16 protein-coding genes are annotated in these 17,790 nt (G+C 42.0%); 14 read left to right on the top strand and 2 right to left on the bottom strand.

The window, feature by feature from the left end; genetic code table 11:
- The first annotated feature begins 19 nt into the window (after positions 1-19).
- The 3 genes from C4B60_RS05280 to C4B60_RS05270 are packed head-to-tail and all read left to right on the top strand — an operon-like array spanning position 20 to position 3,436.
- The gene (locus tag C4B60_RS05280) at positions 20-634 is read left to right on the top strand and encodes a helix-hairpin-helix domain-containing protein (protein ID WP_245153878.1); all 615 of its coding nucleotides are present in this window, start codon (positions 20-22) and stop codon (positions 632-634) included.
- 38 nt (positions 635-672) lie between these two features.
- Positions 673-1,140: a ComE operon protein 2 gene (locus C4B60_RS05275; RefSeq protein ID WP_104056963.1), complete on the top strand. Its 468-nt coding sequence runs from the start codon at positions 673-675 to the stop codon at positions 1,138-1,140.
- Positions 1,141-1,150: 10 nt separating this feature from the next.
- Positions 1,151-3,436 carry a DNA internalization-related competence protein ComEC/Rec2 gene (locus C4B60_RS05270; protein WP_167578582.1) on the top strand — a complete coding sequence of 762 codons (2,286 nt, stop codon included), beginning with the start codon at positions 1,151-1,153 and terminating at the stop codon, positions 3,434-3,436.
- Between the two features lie 71 nt (positions 3,437-3,507).
- Here C4B60_RS05270 and C4B60_RS05265 read toward each other — a convergent pair whose 3' ends face one another.
- Complete coding sequence (locus C4B60_RS05265; RefSeq protein ID WP_104056961.1) at positions 3,508-3,642, bottom strand: YqzM family protein; 135 nt, start codon at positions 3,640-3,642, stop codon at positions 3,508-3,510.
- A gap of 304 nt (positions 3,643-3,946) precedes the next feature.
- On the opposite strand from C4B60_RS05265, the gene holA reads away from it, so the two are divergent.
- Entirely contained in the window at positions 3,947-4,975 is a 1,029-nt protein-coding gene (gene holA, locus C4B60_RS05260) for a DNA polymerase III subunit delta (protein ID WP_104056960.1), read from the top strand.
- A 38-nt stretch (positions 4,976-5,013) separates the two neighbouring features.
- Here holA and rpsT read toward each other — a convergent pair whose 3' ends face one another.
- Positions 5,014-5,268, bottom strand: coding sequence for a 30S ribosomal protein S20 (gene rpsT / locus C4B60_RS05255; protein ID WP_104056959.1), 255 nt, complete (start codon positions 5,266-5,268; stop codon positions 5,014-5,016).
- Between the two features lie 278 nt (positions 5,269-5,546).
- Between rpsT and gpr the strand changes: the two genes are divergently transcribed.
- The 10 genes from gpr (at position 5,547) to C4B60_RS05205 (ending at position 17,788) form a co-directional block, all read left to right on the top strand.
- On the top strand, positions 5,547-6,626 hold the full coding sequence (gene gpr, locus C4B60_RS05250; RefSeq protein WP_104056958.1) for a GPR endopeptidase: 1,080 nt from the start codon (positions 5,547-5,549) through the stop codon (positions 6,624-6,626).
- Between the two features lie 79 nt (positions 6,627-6,705).
- Entirely contained in the window at positions 6,706-7,824 is a 1,119-nt protein-coding gene (spoIIP, locus tag C4B60_RS05245; protein ID WP_167578581.1) for a stage II sporulation protein P, read from the top strand.
- 90 nt (positions 7,825-7,914) lie between these two features.
- The gene (lepA, locus tag C4B60_RS05240; RefSeq protein ID WP_104056956.1) at positions 7,915-9,744 is read left to right on the top strand and encodes a translation elongation factor 4; all 1,830 of its coding nucleotides are present in this window, start codon (positions 7,915-7,917) and stop codon (positions 9,742-9,744) included.
- 103 nt (positions 9,745-9,847) lie between these two features.
- Positions 9,848-10,984, top strand: a complete 1,137-nt coding sequence (gene hemW / locus C4B60_RS05235; RefSeq protein WP_104056955.1) for a radical SAM family heme chaperone HemW — start codon at positions 9,848-9,850, stop codon at positions 10,982-10,984.
- A gap of 86 nt (positions 10,985-11,070) precedes the next feature.
- Positions 11,071-12,114, top strand: coding sequence for a heat-inducible transcriptional repressor HrcA (gene hrcA / locus C4B60_RS05230; protein ID WP_104056954.1), 1,044 nt, complete (start codon positions 11,071-11,073; stop codon positions 12,112-12,114).
- Positions 12,115-12,239: 125 nt separating this feature from the next.
- Positions 12,240-12,824: a nucleotide exchange factor GrpE gene (gene grpE, locus C4B60_RS05225; RefSeq protein ID WP_104056953.1), complete on the top strand. Its 585-nt coding sequence runs from the start codon at positions 12,240-12,242 to the stop codon at positions 12,822-12,824.
- Between the two features lie 32 nt (positions 12,825-12,856).
- Positions 12,857-14,692, top strand: a complete 1,836-nt coding sequence (dnaK, locus tag C4B60_RS05220; RefSeq protein WP_104056952.1) for a molecular chaperone DnaK — start codon at positions 12,857-12,859, stop codon at positions 14,690-14,692.
- 239 nt (positions 14,693-14,931) lie between these two features.
- Positions 14,932-16,053 carry a molecular chaperone DnaJ gene (dnaJ, locus tag C4B60_RS05215; protein WP_104056951.1) on the top strand — a complete coding sequence of 374 codons (1,122 nt, stop codon included), beginning with the start codon at positions 14,932-14,934 and terminating at the stop codon, positions 16,051-16,053.
- A gap of 21 nt (positions 16,054-16,074) precedes the next feature.
- Positions 16,075-17,034, top strand: a complete 960-nt coding sequence (gene prmA / locus C4B60_RS05210; RefSeq protein ID WP_104056950.1) for a 50S ribosomal protein L11 methyltransferase — start codon at positions 16,075-16,077, stop codon at positions 17,032-17,034.
- Position 17,035: 1 nt separating this feature from the next.
- On the top strand, positions 17,036-17,788 hold the full coding sequence (locus C4B60_RS05205) for a 16S rRNA (uracil(1498)-N(3))-methyltransferase (protein ID WP_104056949.1): 753 nt from the start codon (positions 17,036-17,038) through the stop codon (positions 17,786-17,788).
- Positions 17,789-17,790: the final 2 nt, after the last annotated feature.

The raw sequence follows: 17,790 nt of genomic DNA, 5'->3' as shown, positions 1-17,790 counted from the left end.
ATCAGGAGGTAGAACCAGGTTGAAGCAATGGCTAGACTCTAATAAACGCTCAATAGTTATTATCCCCCCAGTGCTCCTCATCGCTTTTCTCCTTTTTAACCTATTCACAAACCCCTCAGAAGTTCCCGTCCCAACCCCTATGATTCCGGATGAAGAAATCACATATGCTGCTGCGGAACAAACAGTTCCCTTATCCTATGAATTAATAAAGGTTGATTTAAAAGGCGCTGTTAAGGTCCCAGGGGTTTACACGGTCAAGGAAGGGGAACGTGTGGCTGATTTGATTGAGCAGGCTGGTTTTCAAACTGAAAATGCGGATATGACAGGTGTAAATCTCTCTTTGAAACTGGTTGATGAAATGGTTATTTACATTCCCGAAGAAGGGGAAGAGATGCCTGACAACATGTCCCAGACTTCAACAGCTGCAAATAGCCAGGAGAGTAAAATCAATATCAATCAAGCTGATGCTGTGCTACTTGAAACAATTCCTGGCATAGGTCCGGCTAAAGCGCAGGCTATTATTGACTACAGAGAAAATGAAGGAGGATTTAAAACAATCGAGGATATTAAAAATATTTCCGGCATCGGAGATAAAACGTTTGATAAAATGAAAGACGTAATCGATATAAAATAAATGCATGCTTTGGTTGGATTAGAAAGGAGCACTACAAGATGGACAGAATTTCCTGGGATCAATATTTTATGGCGCAAAGCCATTTGCTGGCGTTAAGAAGCACATGTACAAGACTGACAGTAGGTGCAACGATTGTTCGGGATAACAGAATTATTGCCGGCGGGTACAATGGATCAATAGCAGGAGGCACACATTGTGTCGATGAAGGCTGCTATGTAATCGATAATCACTGCGTGAGAACAATTCATGCAGAAATCAATGCGCTGCTGCAGTGTGCGAAATTCGGTGTGCCGACAGAAGGAGCTGAAATCTTTGTCACGCACTTTCCATGTCTTCCTTGTTCAAAGTCGATTATTCAGGCTGGGATAAAAAAATTATATTATGCAAAGGATTATAAGAACCATCCATATGCAGCTGAACTATTTAAACAGGCAAATGTTAAAGTAGAACAAGTGCCTTTTGATGCAAGATCACTTGAGCCTCTTCTTCAAAATTCAGATCTGTAGGAGTGAGCAGATGAAATGGATTGTTCCTGGTGCGCTTATGGCATTGCTCGGTGCAGCCTTTGCGCACTCCCTGATATGGGGGCTGATTTTTCTTCCCTATTATCTTTTTTCTTTTATAAGGCACCGGCCTCCATTAAAAATTCTCCTGCCTCTTATCCTCTTCGCTGTATTTTTTTATATCTACGGGTGCTGCACTTTTAATAGTCAGGTCACTAACTTAAACGGCGATGAAAAAACGCTTCCGCTTAAAATCGTGACTCCTTTAAAAATTAATGATAAAACAGCATCAGCACAGGCTGAGACAGTTAATGGCGAAAAAATTCAAGTTAGATTTTATCTTCCAAAAGATACTCCACAAGAGCAAATTTCTTCTATTACCCCTTCTAATTGTACATGGAAAGGAGAGCTTGAAGCGCCTTCTCCTGCAAGAAACCCCTACTTATTCGATTATCAGCATTATTTGCAAAACCTTTCTATCCATTGGATATTTACTGTATCTTCCATACACGATTTTTCCGATTGTGTTCCGCTTTCTCTCACTACCATAGAAAAATTACTTCTGAAAAGGGACCACGGAATGAACCGTGTGGAAAGAATTTTTCCGGTCAGCCTTCAGCCAGTCGCAAAATCTCTTTTATTTGGAGACCGCTCTGATATGGACGAGGAACTGCTTGAGGCATATCGCAGACTTGGAGTGATTCATTTGCTTGCTATTTCAGGAATGCATGTAGGAATGGTTGTCGCGATGCTCTGGCAGCTGCTTCTACGGGTTGGGGTAACAAAAGAAAATGTGCGTTTTAGTTTATTAGCTGCACTTCCGCTTTATGCGGCAATGACAGGTGGATCTCCCCCTGTTGTCAGGGCAGTCAGCAGTATAATAGCGGTGATATTTTTTACCATGGTCTCAAAAAAAATAACGTTACTACAGGCTCTTTGCATTACCTTTATAATCCAGCTTCTCATTAATCCCGCAGTGCTTAGTCAAGTCAGTTTTCAGCTAAGTTATACTGTCAGCTTTTCAATCATTTTATCTGCACCCGGCTTTCTTAAAGCGTCTTCAAAACTTTTTGCAATTCTTAAAGTGACTACAGTTGCCCAGGTCGGTTCGCTGCCAATTCTCCTCTTTCATTTCCACGAGACATCAATAGCGGGTTTTTTCACAAACCTTTTTTACATTCCTCTATTTACAATTGTATTGCTTCCTTCATTATTCATTTTATATTTTCTTTCATTTTTTAATCAGGAGCTCACCTATTTTCTTTCTTTAGGGCTTGAAGCAGGCGTCTCTCTTCTTAATAAAGTTTCTTTATACCTTTCGAGCTTTCCTTATGTGGTTTTGGTCTTCGGAAAGCCATCCTATTTTTTAGTAATGGTCTATATAGGTCTTAGTCTTTTACTGTTTTTCTTTTTAGAAAAAAGAATATTCGTAAAGCCTGCTCTGCTGCTGCTTATTGCCTTAACAGTGGACTGGCTTTCCGGAAGATACAGCTTACAAGGAAGCATCCTGTTTATTGATGTAGGGCAGGGGGACAGCATTCTGATTGATTTGCCTTTGGGGCAAGGAACTTATTTGATTGATACTGGGGGCGCAATAAGTTTTGGGGATGAACAAAACAGCTTTTCGGTCGGAAAAGAAATTATTTGGCCGGTGTTAAAAGGAAGAGGGACAACATCCATTGACAGGCTTATTCTCACCCATGGTGACTGGGATCATATAGGAGGAACTGTTGACCTTGCCGCTTATGCTGATATTAAAGAGGTATGGATTTCGCCGGGCTCTTATGAGAAGGAAACAGTTTCTGATATGCTCACAGAACTCCATGAACTTTCAATACCTGTTTTTGAAGTGCAGGCACCATACATGTGGACAGCGGGTGAAAGTTTATTTGAATTAATGTACCCGCACGACGAGGAGTACACAGGCAATAATGATTCGCTGGTGGTCAAAGCAGAGATAGGGGGATTGGAATGGCTATTTACTGGAGATCTTGAAGCAGAAGGCGAGGCGGAGCTTATGGAGCGCTACCCATCTCTTAGTGCGGATGTATTAAAGATTGGCCATCATGGAAGCAAAACATCTACCACAGAGGCGTTTCTTGACCAGGTAGACCCTGATTACGCTATTATCTCGGCTGGAGCTAAGAATCGCTATAATCATCCCCACAGTGATGTAGTCAGCCGAATTGAAGACAAAGAAATCGTATTATTTGGAACGTATTCCCATGGAGCAATTGACTATCAATTTCAAGGAAAAAAGGGAACCTTTCGGACGATTTTTCCATACGATGGAGAATAAGAACAGAGTGGGTTATAAAGCTGAACAAATGAAAAAAGAGCCTGCATCAGCCGGCCCTTTTATACATTTAGTTAAGATCCTACAAATGAGACAATGGTTCCAACTGCAAAAAGTAATGCGAAAAAACCAAAAGATACAACGAACGCTACACCTGAGTCAATTAGATCGTTACGTTTTGACTGCACATTATTTTCGAATTCGTTCATAAATACCCCTCCTATTTCTATTTCAGTATAGAGGATGGATAAAAAAAAATCCATACCTACAAAAGTTTTTTCCTGTCATGGTACGCTTTATCACAAATAGTTCAAGATTATAAGGTGATAATACATGTAGGTGCTCCGTTTTGCACAGGAATTCCTAGGGCCCTGTGTAAAGCGTTTAAATACCCGCTTACGTCATCATGTATGGCCTAAGCGGTTCCCTTTACATAATGTTTTACAGCGCTTGTCAAATCCGTTAAAGTTTTTTACGATAGAAGGAAGAAGTAAATGAAATGGAGCGGATTTGATGATCGTTAAAGAATGGACAGCTATGAAGCAGAAAAAATTCGCTCCGGTGTATTTAGTATATGGAGATGAGCCTTTTTTAATTAAGGAGACAAAACAGATTCTTCTTCAACATGCCATCCTGGAACAGGAAATGGATTTTAATTTTTCCTCCTATGATCTGGAGGACGGAGATACACTGGAGCTTGCAATGGAGGATGCTGAAACCTTTCCTTTCATGGGAGAGCGCAGAGTGGTCTTTATACATAATCCGCAATTTTTAACTGCTGAAAAGAAAAAAGAGAAGGCAGAGACGAATTTAACTTCTCTTCAGTCATACCTGGAATCGCCTGCGCCTTATACAATCCTTGTTCTGATTGCCCCATATGAAAAACTGGATGAACGAAAAAAAATCACGAAACAGCTGAAAAAAAGTGCAACGGTTCTTGAAGCAAAAAAATTAAAGGAACATGATATACGTACATGGGTTAAGCAGCGGGCAGGACAGGCCGGCGTTCAAATACAGGAGGCTGCTGCAGAGAAAATCGTAGAGCTTGCAGGAACTAACTTATTTATGCTTGCGGGAGAAATTGATAAGCTTTCATTATATGCGCTGGAAACAAGTGAAATTACAGTTGAAATGGTTGAGAAGCTGACAGCGCGTTCAATCGAACAAAACGTTTTTGACTTAATAGACCGCGCTGTGCATAACCGTATTGATGAAGCTCTTCAACTTTACTGGGACCTGTTAAAGCAAAAGGAAGAGCCGCTGAAAATTTTGGCCCTTCTTGCAGGACAGTTCAGACTCATTTACCAGGTTAAGTCCCTCGCTTCCAAAGGCTACGGACAGCAGCAAATTGCATCTCAATTAAAGGTGCATCCTTTTCGGGTAAAGCTTGCTGCTAAGCATGCTCAGGCATTTTCATCTTCAAAGCTTTCTTCAATAATGCTGTCGCTTGCTCAATGTGATCTGGACATGAAGACATCAGGCTTTAATAAAGAAATGGTCATTGAATTTTTCCTGACCAGACTTCATACTCAAAGTCATTAAAAAAAGACCCTCATTGCTGAGGGCCTTTTTAAATCGCATTATGCGTTAGCTTTTTTCATTAAGCTGGCTTTTTTGCGATCTGCGTTATTTTTGTGGATTAAGCCTTTTTGAGCTGCTTTATCCAGCTGCTTTACAGCAGATGAAAGAAGTTCGTTTTTGTTGTCAGCGTTAGTTTCAACGGCAGCTTCAAAACGTTTAACAGCTGTACGCATAGCAGATTTTTGCTGAGTGTTCTGTACATTGCGTGCTTCGCTCGTTTTTGTGCGTTTAATAGCAGATTTAATATTTGGCATTCATGTCACCTCCCAAATTGGATCGAGGTTCTATATGACTCGATTTAGCAATTCAAAACCCGCATATGCGAGTTTCAGTGCACCCGCCATGCGAATTTCCATTTAAGGACATAGCGTTAATTTACATAAGAACAAGGGATATTTTATCAAAGGGGGAGAGAGATTGCAATAGATGTGACGAAAAATACTCCTAAACCAGTTAGAAAAAAGAGGATTGTATGAATGGAAAGTGCTTATTACGCAAAACCTATCTTTTAAAAAGAAAGCAGGGATAGGTTATGATCTCCATGCGGACGGATTTAGCTATTGAAGCATTTGAAACGGCTGTTGAAGAACAATTACTCCAAGAGCCAACGATCAAAGAAGAGATTAAAGTATCTGAAGATAAAGTAGATCACTTTACAGTAAGTAAGGTCGTTGTGCCTAAAAGTGCTGAGCAGCAGCTGGGCAAAAAAGAAGGGCATTATTGGACACTCGAGGTGCCTCAGCTTAGAACACAAAACGAAAAATGGCAGCAATCAATTTCACAAGCGCTTGAAAAAGTAATACGTGAATTTCTGCCGCTTTCCAACATTTCAAGTGAAGCACATATTTTAGTTGTCGGGCTTGGGAACTGGCAGATAACCCCTGATTCTCTTGGTCCGCTTGTGTGTGAGAATGTGTTTATAACAAATCATTTATTTCACAATGAGCCGGAGGCAGTAGAGGAGGGCTTCAGAAAGGTTTCTGCGATCGCTCCCGGGGTGATGGGATTAACCGGTATGGAAACGAGTGATATTATTCATGGCATTGTTGAGAAAGTTAAGCCTGAGGCCGTTATTGTCATTGATGCACTTGCTGCACGAGCAGTGGAGCGGATTCATGCTACGATTCAAATTTCTTCCACAGGCATTCAGCCTGGAGCGGGTGTAGGAAATAAAAGAAAAGAAATCAGCCTTGAGACACTCGGGGTTCCAGTAGTATCCATCGGTATTCCAACAGTTGTTGATGCGGTAACGATTACACAGGATACGCTGAATTATTACCTGAAAACGCTCGGACAGAAAAAAAGGACACAGGATAATCCTTCAAATTCTCTTTCAGTTGGTGCGCTGCCAGGCACAAAAAAATTGACTGAGAAGGACCTGCCTACACAGGAAGAAAGAAAAGTATATCTTGGGATGATGGGCGAGCTTGAGGATCATGAAAAAAGACAGCTCCTTGAAGAAGTTCTTTCTCCTCTTGGACATAATTTAATTGTGACACCGAAAGATACGGACTTATTTATGGAGCAGGCAGCAAATATCATTGCCATGGCCATTAACAGTGCACTTCATGAAAGTCTGGCAGATGGGCACGGGACCTCTGTTACCCACTAAGCCCCAGGATTAAATAGGTTCTTTCGTTTTCAACCCTCGCATAAAGTGAAAAGAATCCTTAATGCGAGGTGAGAGAACGATGAAAAAAACAAAAATGATCCTATTGGAACCTGTCCTTTCAAGAACGGTTTATTCCATTATCCGAACTACTTTATTGCTCCTGTCGTTAACACTCACAGCGATCTGTATGCCATATGTTCTATCATGGTCGAAGCAGCACACCCTCACATGGCCGGCTGAAATCCCCTTGAGCTGGACGAAAGCTTTTGTGCAAATGGAGACAGCTTCTATTTCAGGTGCAGAGCCGTCAGTTGTGACACAATGGTTTTCAAGAGTTAAGCAAACGGCTTCCAACCCGTCCAACTGGCTCATGATGGAGGGAGTTTTTTTTGATCGTTCGGTGGCCTATGCAAATTCCAATGAAGCAGGTATTTTCCCTGAGCCGTCAGAATCTGTTCCTCCTACAGACTGGTTTTTTAGCGGCATTGAAGAGGATGCACTGGAGCCATCCACTGAATTGCAGGAAAGTCCTGCTGCATCGGTGCTGATGCCCAACAAAGTACTTTTATATTTTACTCATTCAAGGGAATCCTATCTTCCGTATTTGCCTGAAACGTCTGATCCGAATAAAACGCATCATTCGAAGGTAAATGTAACGCAAATGGGACCATATATAAAAACAGCTCTTGAAAAAAGAGGTGTAGGCGCAGTTGTAAATGATACTGATGTTGTGGGTAAGCTCAAAGAGCAGGGGCTTGAATACTGGGCTGCATATGATGTGTCAAGAGAGGTTGTTAAAGAAGCCATGAGCGCCACCCCTGAAATAACGTATCTGGTAGATGTCCACCGGGATTCTGTCAGGCGTGATGTTACAGCTCTCGAATATGAAGGCAAGGTATACGCAAAGATTGCCCTTGTTGTAGGCGGGGAGCATGAGCAAAGTGATAAAAATCTTGCGCTTGCAAAAACAGTACATGAAAAACTCAATAAAGCCATTCCCGGAATTTCAAGGGGAGTATATGTGAAGGAAGGCGCAGGCACAAACGGCAAGTTTAATCAGGACCTTACCTCAAAAGCGCTTTTAATGGAGCTTGGCGGAGTAGATAATACATTTGAAGAGATCCAGCTTTCAGCAGACGTGTTTGCAGATGTATTAGCTGGAATTATCTTAGAGGCTGAAGCTGTCGGTCAGCCTTAATAGACTGCAACAGTTGCATTGAAAGGTTGCCTCCAACCTGTTATACTGTATCCTAGCAGAATTGCGTCTGAAAAACAGGAGTGGACATGGATGAACCAGGAGCAACGACAAAATAGACAAAAAAACATACGAAACTTTTCGATCATCGCCCATATTGACCATGGGAAGTCAACATTAGCCGATCGAATTCTTGAAAAAACAAAAGCCCTTACGTCAAGGGAAATGAAAGCCCAGCTTCTTGACTCAATGGATCTTGAGCGGGAAAGAGGCATTACGATTAAATTGAATGCCGTTCAGCTGAAATATCAGGCTAAAAACGGTGAAGAATACACATTTCATTTAATTGATACCCCGGGACACGTCGATTTTACCTATGAGGTTTCTAGAAGCCTTGCGGCGTGTGAAGGGGCAATCTTAGTTGTAGATGCTGCCCAGGGTATTGAAGCCCAGACGCTGGCAAATGTATACCTGGCGCTTGATAATGAGTTAGAAATCCTGCCGGTTATAAATAAAATCGACCTGCCGGCTGCAGACCCTGAGCGGGTGCGCCAGGAAGTCGAGGATGTTATCGGCCTTGATGCTTCTGAAGCTGTCCTTGCTTCTGCAAAAGCAGGTATTGGAATCGAAGATATTCTTGAGCAGATTGTAGAAAAGGTTCCGGCACCTGTCGGAGATCCTGAAGCACCGTTAAAAGCGCTGATTTTTGATTCTTTGTACGATCCATACCGCGGTGTTGTAGCCTACATCCGAATTGTTGAAGGAAGAGTAAAACCTGGAGATAAAATCCGGATGATGGCAACCGGTAAAGAATTTGAAGTCAATGATATTGGAGTTTTCACTCCAAAGGCAACTTCACAGGAAGAATTGACTGTAGGAGATGTAGGGTATTTGACCGCGGCGATTAAAAATGTCGGCGACACACGTGTCGGTGATACGATTACGAGTGCTGTCAACCCGACCGAAGTGCCTTTACCTGGGTACAGAAAGTTAAATCCTATGGTATATTGCGGACTTTATCCAATTGATACAGCCCGTTATGTAGATTTGCGTGAAGCATTGGAAAAGCTTGAACTAAATGACTCGGCTTTGCAGTTTGAGCCGGAAACCTCTCAGGCGCTTGGCTTTGGCTTCCGCTGCGGATTCCTTGGACTTCTTCACATGGAAATAATACAGGAACGGATTGAGCGTGAATTTAATATCGATTTAATTACAACAGCTCCAAGTGTTATCTATGATGTGCATTTAGAGGACGGCACGCAGCTGATGGTGGATAATCCTTCGATGATGCCTGATGCTCAATCTGTCAATCATGTAGAGGAGCCTTATGTTAAGGCGACTATTATGGTGCCGAATGATTATGTTGGAGCGGTTATGGAGCTTTCTCAGGCGAAAAGAGGAAGTTTTATTGATATGCAGTACATGGATGAGACCCGGGTAAATGTGGTATATGAAATCCCGCTCGCTGAAATCGTTTATGATTTCTTTGATCAGTTAAAGTCGAGTACAAAAGGCTATGCTTCGTTTGATTACGAGCTGATTGGTTATAAAGAATCCAAGCTTGTGAAAATGGATATTCTTTTGAATGCTGAAAAAGTAGATGCGTTAAGCTTTATTGTTCACAAGGACTTTGCTTATGAGCGAGGAAAACTAATCGTTGAAAAATTAAAGGATTTAATTCCAAGACAGCAGTTCGAAGTGCCAATCCAGGCAGCTGTAGGACAAAAAATTGTGGCCCGTTCCACGATAAAAGCAATGCGAAAAAACGTCCTGGCTAAATGCTACGGGGGAGATATTTCGCGTAAACGAAAACTTCTTGAGAAGCAAAAAGCGGGTAAAAAACGCATGAAGATGGTAGGATCAGTAGAAGTTCCGCAGGAAGCATTTATGGCTGTTCTGCAGATGGATGATTCTGAAAAGTAAACAGTAAATGAAGAATAATTCTTCTATAAAAAGGCAATTGGGGAGAGTGCTTCTGTATAGGAGCGATACTCATCCCCTTTTTGCATGAAAAGAGGGTGAAAGCATGGTAAAAGCAGCTTATATTCATATTCCTTTTTGTCACCACATCTGCCATTACTGTGATTTTAATAAGGTATTTATGAAAAATCAGCCGGTTGACCTTTATATTGAAAAACTGATAGATGAAATGAAGCTGCGTCTCTCTGACTCCCAGGAGAAGTTTACGACCATTTTTGTCGGCGGAGGGACACCAACTGCTTTAAGCGCAGCTCAGCTCGAGCAGCTTTGCTCCGGGATCAAAGCCGTACTGCCGTTTAGCGATTCAGTTGAATATACATTCGAAGCCAACCCGGGTGATTTATCAAAAGATAAAATTGACGTTCTCTTACGCTACGGTGTTAACAGACTAAGCTTTGGCGTTCAGTCCTTTACGGATGAGCTTTTAAAAAGAATCGGTAGAAATCATCGTTCCGAAGACGTTTACCGGTCAATCAGGGAAGCGAGAGAGGCAGGTTTTTCAAATATTTCAATTGATTTAATCTATTCATTGCCAACTCAAACACTCGATGACTTTGAAGATACGATCGATAAGGCGCTTGAGCTTAATCTGCCTCATTACTCAGGCTATTCGTTAATTGTTGAGCCTAAAACAGTTTTTTACAATTTATTGCGAAAAGGAAAGCTGCCGCTGCCCGGAGAAGAAACGGAAGCACGAATGTATGAGATGCTGATGGACAAAATGAAATCAGCAGGGTACGGCCAGTATGAAATCAGCAATTTTGCTAAACCGGGCTTTGAAAGTAAACACAATATCGTTTATTGGGATAATTCGGAGTATTTCGGGTTTGGTGCCGGCGCGCATGGCTATGTGGATGGAGTCCGGTATTCCAATATAGGACCTGTTGGAAAATATATGGAGCCGATTGGAAGGAAAGAGTATCCAACCCTTAGTGCAAACGAAGTGGCTGAAAATGAGAAGATGGAAGAGGAAATGTTTCTTGGATTAAGAAAAACTGAAGGGGTGTCATTAAGCCGTTTTGAGAAACGGTATAATAAAAACCTGCTTGAGCTTTTTTCAGGTTCAGTTGAGGAAATGAAAGCGAAGGGACTGCTTCAAGTTCATGGTGATTATATCCGACTGACACACAAAGGAAGGTTTTTGGGCAACGAAGTATTTCAATCATTTCTTGGGGTAATCTAACTAATTGACAGATATAATTGGATTTGATAAATTTAGTGTTAGATTTAGCACTCAAGGTTACAGAGTGCTAACAGGGGTGATGAATATTGTTAACTGATCGACAATTATTAATTCTGCAAGTGATCATTGACGACTTTATTCGTTCTGCTCAGCCTGTGGGGTCGAGAAGTCTTTCTAAAAAAAATGAAATACAATACAGTTCTGCCACAGTCAGAAATGAGATGTCTGATCTGGAGGAAATGGGATTTATTGAAAAAACCCATACGTCTTCAGGAAGGGTCCCTTCTGAAAAGGGATACCGTTTTTATGTAGATCATCTTCTTTCTCCGCAAGCTTTAAAACAGCAGGATATTTCACAAATCCATTCAATATTCGCTGAAAGAATTTTTGAAATGGAAAATATTGTACAGCGCTCTGCTAAAATTTTGTCGGAGCTGACCAATTACACGTCGATTGTATTAGGGCCGAATCATCACGAGAATAGAGTGAAACAAATTCAGGTTGTCCCAATTTCAGAAGGTACAGCTATTGCGATCATTGTGACGGATACAGGCCATGTTGAAAGCAGGCGTTTTTCTTTCCCGAAGGATATAAAAGCGGATGACATTGAAAAAATGGTGCGGATTTTAAACGAGAGACTAGTCGGCACATCTTTAATGGATATGCATGACAGGCTTTATAAGGAAATTGCCATCATTTTAAAAAAGCATATTGCCAACTACGATTTAATGCTGAAGGCATTTGCTGAAATTATGAATATTCCGGTTCATGACAAGCTTTTCTTTGGCGGGAAAATGAACATGCTAAACCAGCCTGAGTTCAGCGATATCGAAAAGCTGCGGCTTCTGATGGATATGATTGAAAGAGAAGAAAATCTCTACAAGCTAATCCGTCCAAGTGATGGCAGTGGAATCCAGGTTAAGATCGGGAAAGAAAATGAAGTAATAGCAATGGAGAATTGCAGCCTGATTACAGCAACCTTCCCGATTGCCGGAGGGCAAAAGGGTTCACTGGCCATCTTAGGACCAACCAGAATGGAGTATTCAAGGGTAATCAGCCTGCTGACCATTCTTAGTACAGACTTATCAAAAGCGTTATCGAGCCTATATGACAAGCCGCCGGAATCATAAGGTTTCATACTGAAAGCCGGGAGGGGCAAGACTGACTTCCGGTTTTTACCCTGATGTTTAAATTATAATAACGGGGGAATAGATTGGTTGGCATCAGCGCATCGTATTTCAAGGAGGTGAAACAAATGTCAGAGAAAGATAAAACAACAGAGCACGAAGCATCCGGCTTTAAAGCGGAAGAAACGAACAAAACAACAGAAACTCACGAAGCATCAGCGGATTCTGTAACGGAAGCTTCTGAAGCAGAAGCAGCAGAAACAAGTGAATCTGAGGTTGATTTTGAGGCTAAAGCAGAAGAAGCGGAAAATCGTTATTTACGCTTGCGTGCTGACTTTGATAATTATCGCCGTCGAATTCAAAAAGAAGCTGAAGCAAAAGAAAAATATCGGGCACAAAGCCTGATATCGAATATTTTGCCCGCTCTTGATAATTTCGAGCGAGCGCTTAATATAGAAGCATCAGATGAACAGACCCAATCTCTTTTAAAAGGAATGCAGATGGTGCATTCAAGTCTGTTAGAAGCCCTTAAAGGGGAAGGACTTGAAGTCATTGAATCAGTCGGCCAGCCGTTTGATCCTAACCTACATCAGGCTGTCATGCAGGTTTCTGAAGAAGGAACAGAGTCAAATACGGTTATCGAAGAGTTCCAAAAGGGATATCGATTAAAGGACCGGGTTATCCGGCCATCAATGGTAAAAGTAAACGAGTAATCGTTACATAATGATTAGGAGGTAATAGGACAATGAGTAAAATTATTGGAATTGACTTAGGAACAACAAACTCTTGCGTATCTGTGCTTGAAGGCGGAGAGCCTAAAGTAATCGCAAACCCGGAAGGCAACCGTACATCTCCATCTGTTGTTGCATTTAAAAATGGTGAGAAGCAGGTAGGGGAAGTGGCTAAGCGCCAGGCAATTACAAATCCTAACACAATCATGTCGATCAAAAGACATATGGGCACAAGCCATAAAGTTGAAGTAGAAGGCAAAGAATATTCTCCACAGGAAATTTCAGCAATGATTCTTCAATACATGAAATCTTATGCTGAAAGCTATCTTGGCGAGGAAGTGACTAAAGCAGTAATTACCGTACCCGCATACTTCAACGATGCTGAGCGTCAGGCTACAAAAGATGCAGGAAAAATTGCAGGTCTTGAGGTTGAACGTATTATCAACGAGCCAACAGCAGCAGCTCTTGCATATGGTCTTGATAAAATGGATCAGGATCAAACAATTCTTGTATATGACCTTGGCGGCGGTACATTTGATGTATCTCTTCTTGAGCTTGGCGACGGCGTATTTGAAGTTCGCTCAACTGCCGGTGACAACCGCCTAGGCGGAGATGACTTTGACCAGGTGATCATTGACCATCTTGTAGCAGAGTTCAAAAAAGAAAACGGAATTGATCTTTCTAAAGACAAAATGGCGCTTCAGCGCTTAAAGGATGCAGCTGAAAAAGCGAAAAAAGATTTGTCAGGTGTTACATCGACTCAAATCTCTCTTCCTTTCATTACAGCTGGAGAAGCAGGCCCGCTTCACCTTGAGCTTACGCTTTCACGCGCGAAGTTCGATGAGCTTTCTTCAAGCCTTGTAGAGCGGACAATGGGACCAACCCGTCAAGCAATTAAAGATGCAGGTCTTTCCGCTTCTGAAATCGACAAAGTTATTCTTGTTGGGGGTTCAACCCGTATTCCTGCGGTACAGGCAGCAATTCGCAAAGAAACCGGCAAAGAGCCGTCACAAGGAGTTAACCCTGATGAAGTCGTAGCGATGGGAGCTGCGATTCAAGGTGGAGTTCTGACAGGCGATGTAAAAGATGTTGTGCTTTTGGATGTAACACCGCTTTCACTTGGAATTGAAACAATGGGCGGCGTATCAACGAAATTAATTGAGCGCAACACAACAATTCCAACATCTAAATCACAAACGTTCTCTACAGCTGCTGACAACCAAAACGCAGTTGACATTCACGTGCTTCAAGGTGAACGCCCAATGGCAGCAGACAATAAAACACTTGGCCGCTTCCAGCTTGGCGATATTCCGCCTGCACCACGCGGAGTTCCTCAAATCGAGGTGACCTTCGATATCGATAAAAATGGTATCGTAAACGTAAGTGCAAAAGATCTTGGCACTGGAAAAGAACAGCAGATTACAATTAAATCTTCTACAGGTCTTTCTGATGATGAGATCGAGCGCATGGTTCAGGAAGCAGAAGAGAATGCTGAAGCTGATAAAACACGTAAGGAAGAAGCAGAGCTTCGCAATGAAGCAGATCAGCTTGTATTCCAAACTGATAAAACGCTGAAGGATCTTGGCGAAGGCGTAGATGAAGAAGAAAAGAAAAAAGCTGAAGCAGCCCGTGATGAGCTGAAAGAAGCGATCGAAAAAAATGAACTTGAAGAAATCAGAACGAAGAAGGATGCTCTTCAGGAGATTATTCAGGCACTTACAGTAAAAATGTATGAAGAAGCTTCTAAAAAAGCAGAAGCTGAACAGCAGGCTGCAGGCAGTGAAGCTGGTTCTCAGGATGATGACGTTGTAGATGCTGAGTTTGAAGAAGTAGATGACGACAAGAAATAATTTCTAAATACAGGCATAGGAGAAGTCAAGGCCACGGTTTGCATGGCTTTGGCTTTTTCTCTTGTAAAGGCTCTATTACAGGCTTAAATCAGGATCGGGTGTACGTAAACAAAAGAAATCATAGAATAAATAGATCAATGTAAATTTACAAAAAATTTGCACTTAATGAGAAGTCATTGTACACCAGAGTGTTGTAATGATAAAATAACCTTCATGTAAAAGGACCGGGAGTGTGGCTGATGAGTAAGCGAGATTTTTATGAAGTGCTTGGTTTATCTGAAAGTGCTTCAAAAGAGGAAATCAAAAAGGCGTACAGACGTCTGTCAAAAAAATATCATCCGGACATTAACAAGGACGAAGATGCCGGTGAAAAATTTAAAGAAATTAAAACCGCCTATGAAACATTAAGCGATGATCAAAAACGTGCTCATTATGATCAATTTGGTCATACTGATCCTAATCAGGGCTTTGGCGGTGGCGGAGCAGGCTTTGAAGGCTTTGGCGGCTTTGAAGATATTTTCAGTTCGTTTTTTGGCGGCGGAGGAAGACAACGTGATCCAAACGCACCAAGACAAGGGAATGATCTGCAGTACACCATGACCATTACCTTTAACGAGGCTGTTTTTGGAAAAGAAACAGATATTGAAATTCCGCGTGAAGAAACGTGTGAAACCTGTGATGGAAGCGGAGCAAAACCTGGGACTAAGCCTGAGACATGCCACCATTGTAAAGGTGCTGGTCAACTAAATGTAGAACAGCAGACTCCATTTGGAAGAATCGTAAACCGTCGTGTATGTCACTACTGTGAAGGTACAGGCAAGCTCGTCAAAGAAAAATGTAAGACGTGCAGCGGTTCAGGTAAAGTGAAGAAACGTAAAAAAATCCATGTTAAAATACCAGCTGGTGTCGATGATGGACAGCAAATGCGAGTTGGCGGTCAGGGAGAACCAGGCATAAATGGCGGACCTCCGGGCGATTTATATGTTGTCTTCAGAGTGAGAGCTCATGATATTTTTGAGCGTGAAGGCGATGACATTTATTTAGATATGCCGATTACATTTGTTCAGGCTGCTCTTGGTGATGAGCTTGAAGTTCCTACAATTCATGGGAAAGTGAAGTGGAAGCTGCCTGCCGGAACTCAATCCGGAACTGCCTTCAGATTAAAAGGAAAAGGTGTTGCAAATGTTCACGGCTATGGTACAGGAGACCAGCACATCCGCGTTAAGGTTATAACACCTAAGAAGCTGACGGATAAACAAAAAGAACTATTAAGAGAGTTTGCTGATATTAGTGGAGAAGTCCCGGATGAGCAGCATGACGGATTTTTTGATAAAGTAAAACGCGCTTTCAAGGGTGAGTAAATTGGGAATGGAGCTGGTAGAATGAAGTGGTCCGAAATTAGCATTCATACAACAAACGAAGCAATAGAACCGATCTCAAATATTTTGCATGAAGCTGGGGCCAGCGGAGTTGTCATCGAAGATCCGAAGGAACTGACGAAAGAAAGGATCGATCAATTCGGAGAAATCTACCAGCTTGACCCTGATGACTATCCTGATACCGGAGTGCTTGTGAAGGCTTATCTTTCCGTTAACAGCTTCCTGGCTGAAACAGTTGATGGAATAAAGACAGCGATCAGCAATCTGGTTGCTTTTGATATTGACATTGGTGAAAACAAGGTTGAAATAAGTGAAGTAAATGAAGAAGAATGGGCTACTGCGTGGAAAAAGTATTATAACCCTGTGAAAATCTCTTCAACGTTTACCATTGTTCCAACCTGGGAAGATTATGAGCCTGTGTCAAGTGATGAATTAATAATAGAGCTTGATCCCGGGATGGCATTTGGAACAGGAACTCACCCGACAACAGTAATGTGTATCCAGGCTCTTGAACGCGTGGTTAAAGAAGGGGACATAGTCATCGATGTTGGAACCGGATCAGGTGTTTTGAGCATTGCTTCTGCTTTACTAAAAGCAAAGCATGTTCGTGCACTTGATCTGGACTCTGTTGCTGTAACGGCTGCACGTGCCAATATAGATCTTAATGGTGTTTCAAACCAGGTGAGTGTGCAGGAAGGAAATCTGTTAAATGAACAGACAGAACCTGCAGATGTGATTGTTGCTAATATATTAGCTGAAGTAATTGTCCTTTTTACCGAGGATGCGTTTAAGCTGACAGCACCAGGCGGAACCTTTATCACATCAGGCATTATTCAGGCTAAAAAACAGCTTATTAAAGATAAATTAACTGAAGCCGGTTTTTTAATTGAAGAAGTGGTAACAATGGAAGACTGGGTTGCAATTATCGCAAAAAAACCTGATGGCACTCAGGCGGGAATCTAGGATGCAGCGTTACTTTATTGAAGAACTGCCTAATGAGCAGAACGAGTTTACTATTACAGGGAATGATGCCCATCACATTGCAAGAGTCATGAGAATGCAGGAGAATGACCGCATCATTGCTGTTTTTAAGAATAGCACGAGTGCTGAATGTTCTATTCAGCATGCTGATCCCGAAAGAATCATATGCAGGATTGATCGTGTGATTGACCAATCTTCAGAGCTCCCGGTTCAAGTAACAATTGCCCACGGGCTTCCAAAAGGGGACAAGCTTGAGCTTGTCATTCAAAAATCAACAGAGCTAGGTGCTTATTCTTTTATGCCGTTTAAAGCGGAACGTTCCATTGTAAAGTGGGATGGGAAAAAAGGAGAAAAAAAGATTGAGCGCTGGAACAAAATAGCAAAAGAAGCAGCTGAGCAATCACATCGCAATCATCTTCCTGAGGTGAAGGCGCCTCATTCCTTTAAGGAACTGCTTGGAGCAGCAAAAGCATTTGATAAAATCGTTGTGGCTTATGAGGAGCAGGCAAAAAATAATGACCGATCATTTTTTGCTAAAGCTCTCTCCGAAACCTCACCGGGACAATCGCTGCTGGTCGTTATCGGCCCAGAAGGTGGATTATCTCCAAAAGAGGTAGTAGAATTAGAAGCAATTGGGGCAGTCAGCTGCGGATTTGGACCAAGAATTTTAAGAAGCGAGACAGCTCCGCTATATGCTTTAGCTGCTATCTCGTATCAATTTGAGTTAATGAGGTGAAA

Origin of the sequence: Jeotgalibacillus proteolyticus, from assembly GCF_002926065.1 — a bacterium.
Lineage (GTDB): Bacteria > Bacillota > Bacilli > Bacillales > Jeotgalibacillaceae > Jeotgalibacillus > Jeotgalibacillus proteolyticus.
This window is presented reverse-complemented; position numbering and strand designations above follow the sequence as displayed.